11 protein-coding genes, 1 tRNA gene and 4 pseudogenes are annotated in these 16,398 nt (G+C 46.4%); 14 read left to right on the plus strand and 2 right to left on the minus strand.

Annotated features, from left to right (window positions below):
• Positions 1-34 precede the first annotated feature (34 nt).
• The 5 genes from ACSJJG_RS16990 to ACSJJG_RS17010 all read left to right on the plus strand — a co-directional run bounded on the left by ACSJJG_RS16990 (position 35) and on the right by ACSJJG_RS17010 (position 4,591).
• The gene (locus ACSJJG_RS16990) at positions 35-1,336 is read left to right on the plus strand and encodes an anaerobic C4-dicarboxylate transporter (protein WP_481090010.1); all 1,302 of its coding nucleotides are present in this window, start codon (positions 35-37) and stop codon (positions 1,334-1,336) included.
• A 147-nt stretch (positions 1,337-1,483) separates the two neighbouring features.
• Positions 1,484-3,256, plus strand: coding sequence for a protein-disulfide reductase DsbD (locus ACSJJG_RS16995; RefSeq protein WP_481090011.1), 1,773 nt, complete (start codon positions 1,484-1,486; stop codon positions 3,254-3,256).
• Positions 3,257-3,280: 24 nt separating this feature from the next.
• On the plus strand, positions 3,281-3,853 hold the full coding sequence (gene dicD / locus ACSJJG_RS17000) for a division control transcriptional repressor DicD (protein ID WP_481090012.1): 573 nt from the start codon (positions 3,281-3,283) through the stop codon (positions 3,851-3,853).
• A gap of 129 nt (positions 3,854-3,982) precedes the next feature.
• Positions 3,983-4,058, plus strand: a tRNA-Phe gene (locus ACSJJG_RS17005).
• A 308-nt stretch (positions 4,059-4,366) separates the two neighbouring features.
• Positions 4,367-4,591 (plus strand): helix-turn-helix domain-containing protein, encoded by a 225-nt coding sequence (locus ACSJJG_RS17010; RefSeq protein WP_223281563.1) that lies wholly within the window; start codon positions 4,367-4,369, stop codon positions 4,589-4,591.
• On the opposite strand, the gene ACSJJG_RS17015 is transcribed toward ACSJJG_RS17010, so the two are convergent.
• Complete coding sequence (locus ACSJJG_RS17015; protein ID WP_189758267.1) at positions 4,528-5,136, minus strand: NAD(P)H-dependent oxidoreductase; 609 nt, start codon at positions 5,134-5,136, stop codon at positions 4,528-4,530. The two genes, ACSJJG_RS17010 and ACSJJG_RS17015, sit on opposite strands and share 64 nt — an antisense overlap.
• Before the next feature lie 92 nt (positions 5,137-5,228).
• Here ACSJJG_RS17015 and ACSJJG_RS17020 point away from each other — a divergent pair, with 92 nt between their 5' ends.
• Positions 5,229-5,846: a TetR/AcrR family transcriptional regulator gene (locus ACSJJG_RS17020; RefSeq protein ID WP_189758266.1), complete on the plus strand. Its 618-nt coding sequence runs from the start codon at positions 5,229-5,231 to the stop codon at positions 5,844-5,846.
• Positions 5,847-5,901: 55 nt separating this feature from the next.
• Here the strand turns inward: ACSJJG_RS17020 and ACSJJG_RS17025 are convergent.
• Positions 5,902-6,015, minus strand: a pseudogene (locus ACSJJG_RS17025) (IncC plasmid conjugative DNA transfer DtrJ family protein); the annotation flags it as partial.
• An 88-nt stretch (positions 6,016-6,103) separates the two neighbouring features.
• Between ACSJJG_RS17025 and ACSJJG_RS17030 the strand changes: the two are divergent.
• The 8 genes and pseudogenes from ACSJJG_RS17030 to ACSJJG_RS17065 form a co-directional block, all read left to right on the plus strand.
• Positions 6,104-6,523: pseudogene (locus ACSJJG_RS17030) on the plus strand (transposase); the annotation flags it as partial.
• A gap of 66 nt (positions 6,524-6,589) precedes the next feature.
• Positions 6,590-7,356, plus strand: a pseudogene (locus ACSJJG_RS17035) (IS5 family transposase).
• A gap of 24 nt (positions 7,357-7,380) precedes the next feature.
• A pseudogene (locus ACSJJG_RS17040) lies at positions 7,381-7,845 on the plus strand (IS110 family RNA-guided transposase); the annotation flags it as partial.
• Positions 7,846-8,194: 349 nt separating this feature from the next.
• Positions 8,195-8,509 (plus strand): transposase, encoded by a 315-nt coding sequence (locus ACSJJG_RS17045; protein WP_481090013.1) that lies wholly within the window; start codon positions 8,195-8,197, stop codon positions 8,507-8,509.
• Between the two features lie 43 nt (positions 8,510-8,552).
• On the plus strand, positions 8,553-8,801 hold the full coding sequence (locus ACSJJG_RS17050) for a hypothetical protein (RefSeq protein WP_481090014.1): 249 nt from the start codon (positions 8,553-8,555) through the stop codon (positions 8,799-8,801).
• Between the two features lie 25 nt (positions 8,802-8,826).
• Positions 8,827-9,210 carry a DDE-type integrase/transposase/recombinase gene (locus ACSJJG_RS17055; protein WP_399478485.1) on the plus strand — a complete coding sequence of 128 codons (384 nt, stop codon included), beginning with the start codon at positions 8,827-8,829 and terminating at the stop codon, positions 9,208-9,210.
• Positions 9,211-9,465: 255 nt separating this feature from the next.
• Complete coding sequence (locus ACSJJG_RS17060; protein ID WP_189761012.1) at positions 9,466-14,163, plus strand: hypothetical protein; 4,698 nt, start codon at positions 9,466-9,468, stop codon at positions 14,161-14,163.
• Positions 14,160-16,391, plus strand: coding sequence for a hypothetical protein (locus ACSJJG_RS17065; protein WP_189761013.1), 2,232 nt, complete (start codon positions 14,160-14,162; stop codon positions 16,389-16,391). Before ACSJJG_RS17060 ends, ACSJJG_RS17065 begins: the two co-directional genes overlap by 4 nt.
• Positions 16,392-16,398: the final 7 nt, after the last annotated feature.

Here is a 16,398-nt window from a genome sequence, read left to right on the forward strand (position 1 = left end):
TTCATAAAACTAAATAAATGAAGGAGTATTTAACATGTTAGCCGTAGAATTGGTTATTGTTCTGCTGACCATTTTTTTAGGGGCACGGCTAGGGGGAATAGGTATTGGCTTTGCTGGTGGGATTGGTGTTCTCGTCCTCGCCGCCATTGGTGTTAAACCAGGCAGTATTCCATTTGACGTTATTTCAATTATCATGGCCGTTATTGCTGCGATATCAGCTATGCAAGTGGCTGGGGGACTAGATTATCTCGTTCAACAAACTGAAAAATTACTGCGCAAGAATCCCAAATACATCACAGTTCTTGCACCTATCGTCACGTATTTTCTGACGTTATTTGCAGGTACGGGGAACATCTCACTGGCAACATTGCCTGTTATTGCAGAAGTTGCCAAAGAGCAAGGCATAAAACCATGTCGTCCACTCTCTACTGCCGTTGTCGCTGCCCAGATCGGGATCACTGCTTCACCTATTTCTGCGGCGGTTGTTTATATGGCATCGACTATGGAAGGGCAAGGCATCAGCTATATCCACCTGTTAATGGTATTACTGCCTTCAACATTTTGCGCCATCATCCTCATGTCATTCATTATTTCATGGTTTTTTGATGCCAAACTGTCGAATGATCCTGTTTATCAAAAACGCCTTGAAGAGGGCTTGATAAAAATGCGTGGTGCCAGCCAGATTCAAATCAAACCCAAAGCAAAATGCTCTGTTCTGTTGTTCCTGCTAGGTGTTGTTGGTGTTGTCATTTATGCGATTATTAATAGTCCAAGTGTCGGCCTGGTTGAAAAACCTCTGATGAATACCACAAATGCGATTTTGATCATCATGCTCAGTGTCGCTACGCTCACCACCATTATTTGCTCAGTCGATACCGATGCCATCCTGAACTCAAGCACTTTCAAAGCAGGCATGAGTGCATGTATCTGTATCTTAGGGGTTGCATGGCTGGGGGATACTTTCGTACAGGCCAATCTTGATTGGATCAAAGAAACCGCAGGTAGTTTAATTCACGCCCAACCGTGGCTGCTGGCAGTCATCTTCTTCTTCTGTTCAGCCTTGCTCTATTCACAAGCCGCAACAGCGAAGGCATTGATGCCAATGGCTCTGGCACTGAATGTCACGCCATTAACCGCGATCGCTTCTTTCGCTGCGGTCTCAGGCCTGTTTATCCTGCCAACCTACCCGACACTGGTTGCAGCCGTACAGATGGACGATACCGGAACCACCCGTATCGGGCGTTTTGTCTTCAACCATCCATTCTTTATTCCGGGTACTCTTGCCGTTGTATTGGCGGTCACATTCGGTTTTCTGTTTGGTGGAATGATCTTATAACTTCACAATTTCGATTATTTGACATCATTATTTCAGGGGCGTGCCAGTCCCTGAAATCTTCCAGCCACATCTTTTCCTGTAAAAAACTCTGTATTGTCTTAATATTAGGGATCAAATCCACGATACAGGCAGGCTAAAGATTATCTTATGATGAAACGTATTCTTATGTTGCTTCTGCTGTTCAGCGGTATCGCTCTGTCGCCTAACAAAGCTAGCGCACTGTTTGAGCAACCCGGGAAAAATCTCTACCTTCCTGCTGATCAGGCATTCATGTTTAATTTTCAGCAAAAAGGAAATAAACTCACGCTAAACTGGGATATCAAACCCGGTTATTACCTTTATCGAAAACAGTTCAATATCATTCCCAATCAAGAAGCATCATTGGGTAAAATTACGTACGCCAAAGGCGTAGATCATGAAGATGAGTTTTTTGGTAAGACAGAAGTCTATTTTCAATCGACACGGATTGATGTTCCCATTCTGTCTGCCACCAACGCCAGCTCTCTCCAGGTCACATATCAAGGATGCGCAGAAGCGGGTTATTGTTATCCACCTGAAACCTTAAGCGTACCATTGCAAGCCGTTGCTGCCTCGACCCTATCAGGCAATGAAACCGCGACACCAACCAATATAGCGACAAATAAAGAAGACGGCTCCTTACAAGCACCTTTGCAACAGGGAGATAGCCCATCTGAATCCCATGATGTGCCCTTTTCGCCACTCTGGGCGTTGTTAATTGGCATTGGTATTGCTTTTACTCCCTGCATACTGCCCATGTATCCGCTGATTTCCAGCATTATTTTGGGTCAAAAACGTCCTGAAAGCCTGAAACGGATCTTTTGGCTCGCCATGAGTTACGTTCAGGGAATGGCGCTCACTTACACAATACTTGGTTTGGTCGTCGCAGCGGCTGGCTTGCAATTTCAAGCTGCCCTGCAAAATCCTTACATTCTCGTCGGGCTGTCAGTGCTGTTTATTTTGCTCGCCTTATCCATGTTCGGGCTATATACCTTACAGCTTCCTTCTTCACTCCAAACTCGCCTCGCGGATTGGAGCAACCAACAACAAAGTGGCTCTTACATTGGCGTATTCGTGATGGGAGCCTTAGCCGGGTTAATCGCCTCTCCCTGCACTACCGCACCGCTCAGTGCTATTTTGCTTTATATCGCCCAAAGCGGTAATACATTGGTCGGTGGCTTAACTTTGTACCTCTACGCTTTGGGAATGGGCTTACCGCTTATCGCTGTCACACTATTTGGTCACAAACTCCTGCCACGCAGTGGCCCGTGGATGCAATACGTCAAGGAAGCCTTCGGATTCATTATCTTGGCTCTGCCCGTTTTCCTGCTGGAACGCGTACTTGGTGACACATGGGGCATAAGATTATGGAGCCTATTGGCCGTTTCTTTCCTTGGTTGGGCGTTCGCATTAACCTTAAACAGCAAAAACGGCTGGGTACGAACTTTACAAGTTATCTTACTGGCTCTGGCACTTATCGCTTCACGTCCTTTGCAAAATTGGGTATGGGGAAGCCCTGCGGCAGAACAGCAAAAAGCCACTTTAAAATTTCAACAAATCTCTGATTGGCAAGAGTTAAGGCAAATTCTGACTAAAAATCATCATCAACCAACTATGTTGGATCTCTATGCTGACTGGTGTGTAGCCTGCAAGGAGTTTGACAAATATACTTTTAGTGATCCAAAAGTACAGGCACAATTAAGTCAATTCCTCTTGTTACAGGCAAATGTCACGGATAACGCCCCAAAACAAAAAGAATTGTTGCAAAAACTGCAAGTGCTGGGACTCCCCACTATCTTGTTTTTCGATAAAGGAAAAGAGCTAACCGGTGAGCGAATCAATGGATTCATGGATGCTCAACGTTTTAACCAGCATGTAAAACAATTACAACATCGACAATAAAAATAATCTGGAAGGAGAACCACTGTGCAACGTGAATATGTACTGAGCCATGTCCTGAGTTTATTGGAAAAACATGGCCTGTCAGCGACACTGGAGACACTTTTAACGCCTTTCGATATTGATACCGGCCATATAAAACATTTTTGGCCTGATCGTGAAGCCTTACTCTACGACTGCCTGCGCTACCACAGTCAGCAAATTGAAATCTGGCAGCGTCAAACTCTATTGGATGAATCCTTAAATCCTGAGCAAAAATTACTGGCACGCTACGACGCTCTCAAGGAAAAAGTACAAGAACAACGTTATCCAGGCTGTCTGTTTATCGCTGCTTGCAGCGCTTTTCCTGACGTTGACCATCCAATCCATCAATTAGCAGAATTACAAAAACAAAACTCTTTCCATTACACGGAAGAATTATTACAACAACTTGATATTGACGACAGTAAGCAAGTTGCCCAACAGATGGAACTTATCCTTGAGGGATGTCTCAGTAAGCTATTAGTGAAAAGAGACCTTGAAGATGTGATCATTGCGAAAATTTTGGCTCAAGATATTCTAACCATCGCAAAATGCCGAAAAAATGGGGCGTTAAGTTAATAAAAAACGACATTAGCTGAATTACCACACCAGATTGGTATAAAAATACACCAATCAATCATCTTTCGTGGTTTTTTCGCAGAAAGTGTTTGACGGATTTGGCTGAATACGGTTTAATGCGCCCCGTTAGCCCGGATAGCTCAGTCGGTAGAGCAGGGGATTGAAAATCCCCGTGTCCTTGGTTCGATTCCGAGTCCGGGCACCACTTCAACTTCCAGTGAAGTCCAGCCCAGTCAAACAATTCCTGCTAAATCCAGCAAAATCAACATCCATTCTTATTTTTACGTCTAGTTTCGTCTGTTGCAATCAAGATGCAGCGAAGGGCATAATTCGGGGCACCTACCATTCGATTACCCAAACACTGGTAGGATATTTCTGCCAGTGCGCTTGCTATCACCCTTTCAATGGTGATTCAGGTGGGGGAGGCTTCGGCCTCGCCGGTGGGTACTCCGGTCTGCTAACCCTGTCTGAATCGCCACCATCAATATTAATTAATGGAAAGGGGTAGCAGGAATGAATAATAACAATGTTCAAAACGACTGGCATCAGGCCGATATCATCGCCGCATTGCGCAAACGCGGGACAACCTTAGCAGCGGTTTCTCATGAGGCAGGACTCAGTTCATCAACACTCGCATGGCAGAAAGTTGGCTTTGATTCTGAGTTAACCGGACATTATGCTTCTGGAGCGTCAGCCATGATGAAAATACGACGACCAATTCTGTATGCAGCTTCTTGATACGCATTTGTCTCTTTTAATTCAGGATGAAGCAGTAATTCTGAAGTGATGACAGGGGCACCACAATAATCAAAAATGCCATGATCAACCTGTGTTCTCATAGCTTCCCAAAAACCATGTTTTAAATAAGTCTCTCTACCAGCCGCTCCAATAGCAACCAAATGTACCGGAAGATGCTGGAGTTTTTTTTCGAGTCTTCCATCAGGATGTTCGTTATAAGCCCAACCATGACAAAACACACGATCGATCCACCCCTTAAGTAAAGCAGGCATTGTCCACCAATAGACGGGATAGACCAAGACAAGCGCATCAGCCAGCGCAATTCGTGACTGCTCAGCAATGACATCAGCTGGAGGTAAACTTTCTCTGTAAAAAGCCGCAATATCCGATTCAGTAAAGCTTGGATCAAATCCTTCTTTTGCAAGATCGGCAATCTCGGCACTATTTTCGGAGTTTGACTGCGTGATTCCATCGGCAATATATTGAGCCACATGACCACTGAGAGAGTCAGAGATAGGGTGTGAGATAACGATAAGTGCGTGCACCAAATGCCTCCTTCTTGATTATGAGAAAAGACAAGCGTAATCTATATACCAAAAGTAGGTTACCATCAGTAAGTTACCTTTGGTATATAAATATGTCAAGCAACAAAGCCTATCCAAAACTGGCTAATTCGCAAACACGTGTTCGCCTCACAAGAGAAGAACGCTATCAGCAGCTAATCGCCATTGCCTGGCAGATCATTAGGGACGAAGGAACAGAGGCGCTAACTCTGGGCAGGCTGGCTAAAAAAGCGAGTGTGACAAAACCGGTTGTTTATGACCATTTTGGTACACGTTCTGGTCTATTGGCAGCACTGTACATTGCATTTGATAGCAACCAAACTGAGATCATGGACATTGCTATTCAACAAAGTGAACCCACTTTGGAAAAAAAAGCCGCGGTTATTGCATCCACTTACATCAATTGTGTGCTTGTTCAGGGGCGTGAAATACCCAGTGTTATTGCCGCCTTAGCCGGCTCACCTGAACTCGAAAAGATCAAACGCGAATATGCACGGCTTTTCGTAGAAAAATGCAGAATAACACTGATGCCATACACCAAAGGCGGAAAAATTACCGCAGCACGTCTCTGGGCAATGCTGGGAGCGGCTGAAGCTTTATCTTATGCAGCCGCTAACGGAGATATTACTGCAACTGAGGCAGAAACCGAACTTTTTTCAGTCATTATTGCGATGGTTGAAAGAAGTCTTTAATGACCAGACTGACGCGCCGCGATGCGGCTTGTCTGCCATCGTCCAGCGCCGACTCTCATAGATACTTTTTAAACATCGAGGTGGTGATCACGACCACCATCCCCAAAAGTAATGCTGCCGGCAACAATATTACCGCCAGATACACTACATCCGGCCAGGATAAATACAACTTGTAGTGATGTGATGGACGTCCCCTTTTTCAGCAGCAAATAGTGCCATCTTTTTTTCCGATGCACTGAATTTCGGGAGAACATCTCATGAATACGATTAAAGTCATTGGCATTGACCTCGCCAAAAACGTTTTTCAAGTCTGTGTCTGGATGGAGGACGGTTCTGTCGCCTCGAACCGAAAAATTTCACGGCAAAAATTGCTTGATACTGTGCGCACTTTTTCGTCAGGAACCCTCATTGCTATGGAGGCCTGTGCAACTTCTCACTATTGGGGCAGAACCCTTCAGGCGATGGGATTTATCATCAGACTTGTGCCGACCCGGTATCCATTTTGTTCCGGTCAAGACGGTGGAACAGCAAGATATCAAGGCACTGCGCAGTGCCCGACACTCATGGTGGAACAACGTACCGCACTCGCCAACCAGATTCGGGCTTTCCTCGCTGAGGAGGGGGTGATCGTTCCTGCTGGTATTCAGAAACTGCAACAGTACCTGCCTGAGATTCTATATAGTGTCGTCATAAATAAATTCATGTAATAATAACTCTATATTACATGAATGGATGACTTAACCATGAGCACACCCGTACACCGCCGTCACGATATTTCCGATCATATTTGGAGTTTGCTTGAACCTCACCTACCGGGGCGTAAGGGGGCCTGGGGGCGTGTTGCTTATGATAATCGATTATTTATTAATGCCGTGTTCTGGATTTTACGGACAGGCGCACCCTAGCGAGATTTACCGCCCGATTATGGCGACTGGAAAAATACGCATCGCCGTTTTTGTCGGTGGCGGGACAAAGGCGTATGGGAAGGACTGCTTGAAGAACTCATCTTTGAACCCGATTTCGAATGGCTGATGATTGATGCCAGCCATATTAAGGTTCATCCCCATGCCGCAGGGGCGGCTGGAGGCAATCAGGATATGGGGCGCACAAAAGGGGGCTCAATACAAAGATACATCTGGCCGTGGATGCGCATGGTATGCCGATCAGAGCGCTTATTACAAGCGGTCCCACAGCGGATTGCTCACAAGCTGCGGCCTTGATTGACGGAATAGATGCAGAACATTTATTAGCGGATCGGGGTTATGACAGTAATACCGTGGTTGAACAAGCAAAAAAACAAGGCATGGCAGCGCAAATTCCCGACCGAAAAAATCGCAAAGTAAAACGAGAATATGATCGGGACCTCTATCGACTCAGGCATTTAGTTGAAAATGCGTTTCTTCATCTTAAACGCTGGCGGGGTATAGCGACCCGTTATGCCAAAAATAGTGCCTCATTTCTTGCTGCTGTTCAGATCCGCTGTCTTGTTCTTTGGTTAAATATCTTATGACGACATTATCTAGAAGAGGAGAGCCATGAGCTGTCCTCTGCACTACGACGTTTGCTTCATACTTTGGGGGAAGACCTACGGAATCTGAACATTCGCATTCATGAAATGGATAATGAAATAGCGGCACTTTCCCGTCAGCAAAGCGGTTATCACTATCTGCTCACAATCCCCGGAGTCGGTCCCCTTATTGCGGCAGCCTTCGTGAGTGAAGTCAGTGCGCCTCAATTTGCCAATGGCCGGCAACTTTCTGCCTGGTGTGGCCTGGTTCCCCGACAACACAGTTCAGGTGGAAAAAACCGGCTGTCTTCCCTGAACAAAAATGGAAACCGTCATCTCCGAACGTTAATTATCCACGGTGCTCGTGCAGTGATGCGCTGTGTCCAAAATCGTGATGACTGTCTAGGAGAATGGTTGAGAAAACTGATTGCCCGATGCGGGTTTATGAAAGCCACGATCGCTTTAGCCAACAAACTGACCCGGATTATCTGACGTGTTCTGCGGGATGAAGTGGATTTTAATATGGAAAAAGCTTTTACTATTAATTAATTGAGCAACAAAAATAGACGCATTATCGAGTTTGCAAACACTGATGAGAAAACGGCTACCGTCCCTGTAATAGCCTGTTCTTATACAAGGTAGTGATATACCGATGTAGTGAGAAGGAAACAGGGTGCGGATGACATCATGGCGCGGATAATTTTTCCATTATGACGCCGGATATATGGTCGCAAACCGTATAACTTAGTGCTTGCACAACTGGGGCGTCCATATATGGTATAATAATCCCAGACACTTTATAATCCTGCTAATGTTATTAACATGACAATGAGGTGTGACGATGAAATTGAAACCCACCAAACATCAATATTCCGCTGAATTTAAGCTGGAAGCGGTTCAACAGGTTGTTCTCCATCAGCAGCGGGTTGTTAAAGTCGCCCGTTCACTGGGGATTGATGCCAGCACCCTGGGAAAATGGGTTCGCCAATACAGAGCCGAAATGCAGGGAATTACGCCTGTAGGCAAGGCCCTGACGCCTGAACAACGCCAGAGACAGGCATTAGAAAAACAGGTGAAACGTCTGGAAATGGAAAAAGAAATCCTAAAGCAGGCAGCCGTGCTGATGAGCGAGATGCGTCGTGGCGCTATGCGTTGATCACACGGCTGAGCCCTCATGGGCAATCAAGGAATTATGTCAGATGCTCAAGTGTCACGCAGTGCCTATTATGACTGGCGACAACGGCCTGTCGACACGAGCTATGCAGTTGCGCATCCGGGTTCGTGAACTGTATAACCAAAGATGCGGAGCGATAGGCAGCCGGACATTGAGTCATTTGCTGACCCATGAAGGGAAACCGGTTGGACGTTGGCTGGCCCGGCGTCTGATGCAGGGAATGTGGTCTCAAAAGTTGTCAACCGGGGGCTCACCGTTATCGTCCGGCCGGTGAAGGCCATCCCGCTTCGCCGAATCTCTTGCGGCAACAGTTTGCCCCACTATGCCCAAATACCTCTTGGTGCGGAGACATCACGTATATTCGTACAACAGAGGGATGGTGCTATCTGACCGTGGTAATAGATTTATTTTCCCGCTGGGTTGTGAGATATCCATTCATGATGTCGTCCGCCAGGAAATGCTCACCATTTATCGAGAAGGCGACTACCGCATCATCGTTGGCGATCGCAAGGCCGATTTTGCCAACTCCGCTACAAGAGGCCTGCTTGATGAGGGGCTGCACTGTTTTCGCAACAATAATCTGGTTTCGGAATGTTTTATTTAGCAGGGGCAGCATGTCTACATTCTCCCCAATCTGGGCGAGTAAACACGTTGTCGGCATTACTTATCCAGCGCGGTCTTAAAGCGAGATCATTTGCCAGTGTGATTGAAGTTGAAAAAAACCACGGTCGCGGAGGTTAAACAGGCGTTATCCAACGCACTTCAAGAAGGTTTGCCATTAGAATCCTGTTTGCCGTAAGCATCGCTGAAAAGTGCCTCGAAAAATATGATGAGTTCTTACCAGAGGCATTGCTGACACAGGAGTATGGATTACGCGCTTTTGATGTTGAACAAGTGACAGAGTGGTTGCGGGAATATTTATATTAAGGGGTAGAAAAATGAGAAAAAGTTGGACTATTGAGGAAGATTGTAAGCTGTTAACCTTAGTGCGCCAGCACTTTTCCACACTGGCCAGGCATGAACGGCTGAATGCCACGATGCCATTTAGCCAGCAACTCCACACTGCATTTGCCTCACCTGACCGCGATGCCCCAGCGCTGTTATTTCGCCTAAAAGATGCCGGTATTCTGGGCTTTGCCGGGCAAACTGGCGTTGGCCCAGAAAAACAACCCTTCCGCTGCCTGATAAACAATGATTTGGTGCTCTATGATTACAGCCTCACCTTTCCAACGCTCAGGAAAGCATTGCATCCAGATACCGTTGCAGCAGCGCTAAACCACTTTACTGTTAGCAATCCGCACGAGCCGCTATCCGATACTATAAGTGAAATCGCGACTGATTTGCACCTTGCCCCAATGCAAGTGGAAAAGGTTCTGATCGAAAGCGGCCAAATAACCATCAATAGTTACCGTAAATATGAACGTACTGGAGAGAAAACTATCGATAATAATCTGAAAGACCTTATATCCAGCCAAACTCCTGACGCAAAGCTGATTGAAGATATTAACACTTGTCGCGCCCGGGCTTCCCAACTTTATCACGTGCATGAACGTGATGGCGCTGAGGTCATCTTCAGTTCCGACGGCACGGGATTCGGCAAAAGCTATGGTGTGATTCAGGGGTATGTCGAATATCTGGAGCGCTTTGCTAAAACCCAGAAGCCAGGTTATCTGTTTCCCGAAGGTGGCTTTACCAACCTGCTGTTCATATCGCCGCAAAAATCACAAATCGACCTGGACAGCAGCCAGAAAAACAGAATTCAGGCAGTTGGAGGAGAGTTCATTTGCGTTCTTGCCCGTAAGGATATTGCCGACCTCGACTTTATGGATTGGGCATCCGGTCTAAAAAACCGCGACCGCTATATTCAGTGGTACGAAGGGGCGAAAGGCAGCGCCCTTATCAAGGTTGCTATGCGTTCGCTCAATTATCTTGTCTCACAAGTCGATCGTTGTGAAGAGCAACTGGAAAAGCTGGCGACATACAGTTCCCAGGATACCAACTACGACAGGGAAATGCTCGAAGAGCAGCTAAAAAACTGCCGCCACAGCATCCGCAATACGATTGAGTCAGCCTGTAAATCACTATTTGGTTCGGATAGTGAAAAAACTTCCATTAAAGAATACATTCATCGCGGACTTCTTGCTCGTAGAAAGCGAGAGCTTAACGCTATGCAGGGAAAACCTTCGTCAAAAATGAGCGTACACGAAGTCTACTTCGAGCTTATCAAGCAGGTGTTACCTTTCGAAGTTTGCCAGTACCGCCCGTCTGTGCTGTTAATGACCACTAACAAGTTCGACACATCAACTTATCGCCTGGCACCTCGCCAACGAGGTGAAGGCGTGCGTTTTGAGTCTGTGGGTTTTGACTTGTTGGTTGGCGGCAAGCTGAAGCCAGAAGATCCGCAGATCAGCACCGTTGCGGCTACTGGTCATGCTAGGCAAGTAGCCTATCTTCGCGACGAACACTTCAGACGCAATCCAGGCTGCCCTTTCCGCCGAAATAATATCCGCTTTACAGTGATAATTGATGAACTTCATGAAGCCTACACTCGCCTTGAAGAAACATGCCATGTAAAACTGGTTAAACAGGAAAACAACCTGGCGCACGTTATCTCAGTAACAGGACGTATTCACAACGCGGTATGTAGTCTGGAGCACCGAAACAAGCCCAAAGAAGCTCAAACCACCTTTGAGCAAGAAATGGTCAAATTCATCGCCACCCTGCGCGAGTTACTGGAAGAAAAATGCGAACTTTCATCCGGTGTGACGCTGGGAGCGATACTGGAAATGTTTCGGGACCAGTTAGGAGCATTTGAAGTCAACGGCGACGCCGCCGAACGTATTATCTCAATTACCCGCAACGTCTTCAGCTTCAACGCTAAAATGTACGTCAATGAAGAGGGGCTTAAACGAATTCGTATGCGCAACAGCGAAGGAGACATAACGCGTACCGAGCTGTATTACGAAGTCGAAAATGATACCAGTGATACTAACCCCACCTTACACGATCTGTTCCAGTTGGTATCCGTCATCCTTGTCGCATGCGCCCAAATCACCAACCGCCACTTTAAGCGCTGGGTGAAAAATGGCGGCCAGGATAATTCCAGCAGTCAGAACACGCCGTTAGGTCAGTTTGTTGACGCAGCCAATAATGTAGCTGGTGTTGTACGCCATATCTTTGATCGCACCACCGATGAAAATTTGTTGATTGATCACTTCTACACTTATCTGCAACCTAAAACCGTGTTCACGATGACACCGGTAGCCGAACTAAATTACGTCAATGCGGGGGCAGAGCGCACAATAATTCTGGCGTTCGAGATGGATCTGGTACAAGAGTTGCCCGAAGCCATGCTACTGCGTTTGCTCACTGGCACTCACAATAAAGTAGTAGGACTTAGTGCAACCAGCGGTTTTAGCCACACCAAAAACGGTAACTTCAGTCGTCACTTCCTGGAACGCTATAGCCACGACCTTGGCTACCGGGTTGTTGAACGCGAAATGGCAGATATCGATATGCTCAAGGAACTGCGCAAACTACGGGCCCGTATTCGCGACGTCAAGTTCAAGGTGTTTGATGATGAGTTACCGGCATTGACCGATATCCACCAAAACTGCGAGATCTTCCGTAAGGTGTATAACGACTTTTTTAAAGCACTGAAGGAACCGCTGGAAAACACTCTGAAAAATCCCTATAAGCAGCGTCAGTACCACCGAGAACTGGAAGCTTTATTGCTTGCTGCCTACGAGGGTAGAAACAGCCTGATTCTGTCACTTTCAGGAGGTTTTAAGCGAGCCTTTATTCGTGCCTGGAGCACTCATCGTACAGCGTGGCGTCAGCTGTACGGGATGAAATCCCAGTGCGATGAAAAAACGGATAACAGTAAGAAGCATGACCAGATCCTGACCTTTACTCCCTTTCCAGAACGTCACACTATCCGTCTGGTGTTCTTCGACTCACCGTTGGCTAATATCGAAGATATTAAGAGTCAAACCTATATTGATGACAGCAACACCGTGCTGGTATTTATGAGTACCTATAACAGCGCGGGCACCGGTCTCAACTACTTCGTTAAGTACCACGACGGCAATATTAATGATACGAATGCGCCGCGTCTGGATGTCGATTTTCAACGCTTAGTGTTAATCAATTCATCGTATTATAGCGAGGTGAAGGGCAATGGCGCAAATTTCAATACATTGCCTAACTATGTTACCGTTCTTAAACATTACGCCGATGATGATATTGCCGTCCACAAGCTGGCAGATTTCAGCGTTAATTTCGCCCAAGGTGAAAATTATCGCCTGTTGATGGCCGAACATGATATGAGTCTGTTCAAAGTCGCCGTACAAGCCGTAGGTCGAGTCGAGCGCCGCGACACTCTATTGAAAACAGAAATCTTTTTACCCCGCGACGTGTTCCGTAATGTTGCATTTCAGTTCGCCGCTCTCAGTGAAGATAGCGGCAACGAGGTGGTATCAGAAAGCATGTCCTTGCTTAACCACCGCCTCATGGAGGAATGCGAAAAACTTATTCAGAGTCAATCATTTAGTGATAAAGGACAGCGACATACTTTTGAGCAGGCTGTCATAGCAAATGGTCGTCGCATAGATACTGTTCACAAGCGAGTCCTGAAAACTGGCTGGATAAATCAGGTACGCGCAGGTAATCTCGAATATCTCGAATTATGTAATTTGTTCCGCGCGCCTGAATCCTTTACTAATCCAGAGCGCTGGCTGGCAAAACTTCAAGCCAATCCTCTGTATGCTGCCAATCGGCAAATGCAGTCTATCCACAACGTCCTGTTTATTCATCGCCAGCAGGACAATCAAACCATCTTACTTTGTCACAAGCGCGGGCCGGATGGACTTGCCCACAGCGATTACTCCGCCCTGTCGGACTTCGTTGGAGGTGCCAGGGAATACCGACCAGAGCTAACCATCTTCCCGCAGTATAGAAACGATGTCTATTCCGGCAATCTGGTCGGTGAGTTGATTCGTGAATGCGCAAGGCTCCAGGAAACAGCATTCGAAAAATGGGTGCCCAACCCCATGCTAGTTCCGTTGCTCAAAGGTAACGTCGGAGAATATCTTTTTGATAAGGTACTGAAAAATTATGGTGTTGCCCCACTCTCCGACCAGCAAGTATTTGAGCGCCTTGAACCGTTGGTATATGAGTTCTTTGACCGCTTTATTGAAGTGGGTGATGACCTGATATGTGTCGATGTCAAGCGCTGGGCGACTCATCTGGACGATTTGACGCGGGCAGAGGAAGCGCTTGAGAAAAGTAGCAATAAGATTCGCCAGATCCGAAATATCGCTAGCCAAAAGGCTGATACAGAGGGGCAGAAACAGCTACAGGCCGCGTTAGCTGGTCGTTACGAGTGCATTCGGTTTGTTTATCTGAATGTCGCCTACAGCCAGAATCCCAATAATTTGATGTGGCAGGATAACGCTGATCACACGATCCACTACCTCAATCTGTTTCAAACTGACTATCAGTATTATCAACCCAAAAATCGAGAGAGTGGACGTCCTCTGGAAAAATCGAAACTAGGCACCACTCTGGACATTAATCCGATGTTACAAGCCCTTCTAGGTATAGAAAAGTTGCCGACTAAAGGAAAATTTTCATGATCCCTAATCTGAATAAACTGACAGATACCCCGATTGCCCGCACCAATTTGATCAAGCTTGAAGAAGATCAGTTGACAACAGTTCAACGTTTATTAGCCCCAATATCTAATTTATATACGATAGACTTTATGGTTCAACGCTTCATTAAAGAAAGAAAAGAAAAATCCGCTGATTACTATGCACGTATTCATCAGGAGGTTAAATCTTGTGTGCGGCAGAAGCTTGGGCTAGAGGCCAATCAGGACGTAAAATATGAGCTACATCGCTTACCCAATTACCAGCATGTCTTTTTTTTCTTAGCTCCTGCATCTGCACTAAACAGTTCGGCTTATCTCTCGCTGACAGAACGCATTAAAAAGCTTTGCCAGCAACTCATCGCCGAAAACCACGACTTGTCTCGCCTGATTCAGGGCTTGTTCAGCTTGCATCTGAAAATGGTGATGCTGGAACAAGCCCGTGAGCGTTTTTCAGTATCGCCAACCTATTTTAATTCGACGCTCTATCTCAATGCTCGCCTGAGTCAGCCCATCACGCAGAAAAGCGGCACCGGCGTGATGGAGGCATTCGAACTCGGCGTTTATGCTTCGGAACATAAAGAGCTCGCATTTACCTTGCACAAACAAAAATTCCTGGTTGAGCCAGCTGATGAATTGTACCTCTCTCTGGATGATACCAGCGTGTGGTTTAATATCGATAATCGTCGGCTCAAAGCCAAGCGCAAACTCGATGCTCGAGATAGCAAACTGGACTTTTTCCGTGAACGCAGCGGCTATGGTGAATGCCAGGCCTACACCTATAATGTGGTAATGAATGCAGCCTGCGAGCGCCTTACAGAGCTGGAAATTTCACACTACCCCATCCCGTTTCAGGCCACCCACGAAGTCAATCAGTTCATTACCGACCTCGATCGAAATCTGGCTAACACTTTGTTGGTGGTTAACAACGGCGTCGAATTCAGCGCCACGCAAGAAGCTTATTTCTTTGACGCGTTAGCCTCCCAATTTCTTGGATATCAACTATGGCCGCTAGAATCGCTTAAACATTCTCAGCAAACCGGTTTTTCTGAGTTGCCGGCCAATACTTCCATTCTGGTACTCAACACAGTAGATGAAGAACGGAGCAACAGCATCCGTCAGCAAGATGATGAATCTGCTGAGTACAGTGATTTTTATGCTGTATTTGATGCTGCCCGGAAACAACCTGAACTCGACTGGGATACCTACACCCAGCTTAAACTAGCTCGCTTGCAAGGATGGTTACATCAGAGGCCTCTGCCCGTAGTCTTGCAAGGTATGAACATTGATTGCAAATTACTGGATGCAATCGACCTTATTAATGAACTGTCAGTAAATAATCCTAACCAATACAAAGCTGATCTTGCAAAGCCTCGTAGCCGCCTCAAATCGGCAGTTAACTTGCTAAGTAGCAAGATTCGTCGGACAAAAACCGAGCTGTGGTTCAAAGAGAGCTTACTCAATGAACACCACATCTCACTACCAGACCTGACGGATGGCCACTATACTGCCTATGCGGTACGTAATACGAAAAACAATTTCCCCTTGCTTGGGCATGTTGAACTGAAAGTAGAAGGCGGCCATCTTAAGGTGGTAAATACAGGTATCACTGAAGGTAAACTAGACTGGCTATCGGTTGAACATCCCCCACTGGAACGATTAAAAAAAGTATTCGACAAAAGCTTTTATCTTTACGACCACGCTGCAGATGTTCTACTTACCACCTACAACAGCGTGCGCGTGCCGCGCCTGATTGGTCCAGCTCAACTTAATGTCGTCGATTTGTACGCTTATCAGGAGCGAGAAAAAGAGCTGGCGGAACGTAAAGGGGATAATTTTGATAAGTACACCATTACTCGCTCGGCAAAATCTGATCAAAACATATTGCCTTATCTGATATCACCAGGCCGTTCGAAGCACGACCCGCTGACCAAATCGCAAAAAATGAAGCATCACCATACCTACCTGCAGCCACATGAGAATGGAGTATTTATCCTGGTGAGCGACGCTCAACCTACAAATCCTTCAATTGCGCGGCCTAAGCTAGTGGAAAATCTACTGATATGGGATGCCCAGGGCAATGCCGTGGATGTATTTAACCACCCGTTAGCTGGCGTTTACCTCAATAGCTTTACCCTGGATATGCTCAAGAGCGGCGAGAGCAGTAAGAGTTCGATTTTTGCAAAGCTTGCCCGGTTGGTGCTGGAAAATTAGAGGAAAG

The sequence above is a fragment of the Xenorhabdus sp. SGI 60 genome (assembly GCF_056632175.1).

Excerpts from the sequence above, each read along its gene's own strand:
- ACSJJG_RS16990 (WP_481090010.1), top strand. The coding sequence starts at position 35 with ATGTTAGCCGTAGAATTGGTTATTGTTCTGCTGACCATTTTTTTAGGG.
- ACSJJG_RS16995 (WP_481090011.1), top strand. The coding sequence starts at position 1,484 with ATGATGAAACGTATTCTTATGTTGCTTCTGCTGTTCAGCGGTATCGCT.
- ACSJJG_RS17010 (WP_223281563.1), top strand. The coding sequence starts at position 4,367 with ATGAATAATAACAATGTTCAAAACGACTGGCATCAGGCCGATATCATC.
- ACSJJG_RS17020 (WP_189758266.1), top strand. The coding sequence starts at position 5,229 with ATGTCAAGCAACAAAGCCTATCCAAAACTGGCTAATTCGCAAACACGT.
- ACSJJG_RS17045 (WP_481090013.1), top strand. The coding sequence starts at position 8,195 with ATGAAATTGAAACCCACCAAACATCAATATTCCGCTGAATTTAAGCTG.
- ACSJJG_RS17050 (WP_481090014.1), top strand. The coding sequence starts at position 8,553 with ATGCTCAAGTGTCACGCAGTGCCTATTATGACTGGCGACAACGGCCTG.
- ACSJJG_RS17060 (WP_189761012.1), top strand. The coding sequence starts at position 9,466 with ATGAGAAAAAGTTGGACTATTGAGGAAGATTGTAAGCTGTTAACCTTA.
- ACSJJG_RS17065 (WP_189761013.1), top strand. The coding sequence starts at position 14,160 with ATGATCCCTAATCTGAATAAACTGACAGATACCCCGATTGCCCGCACC.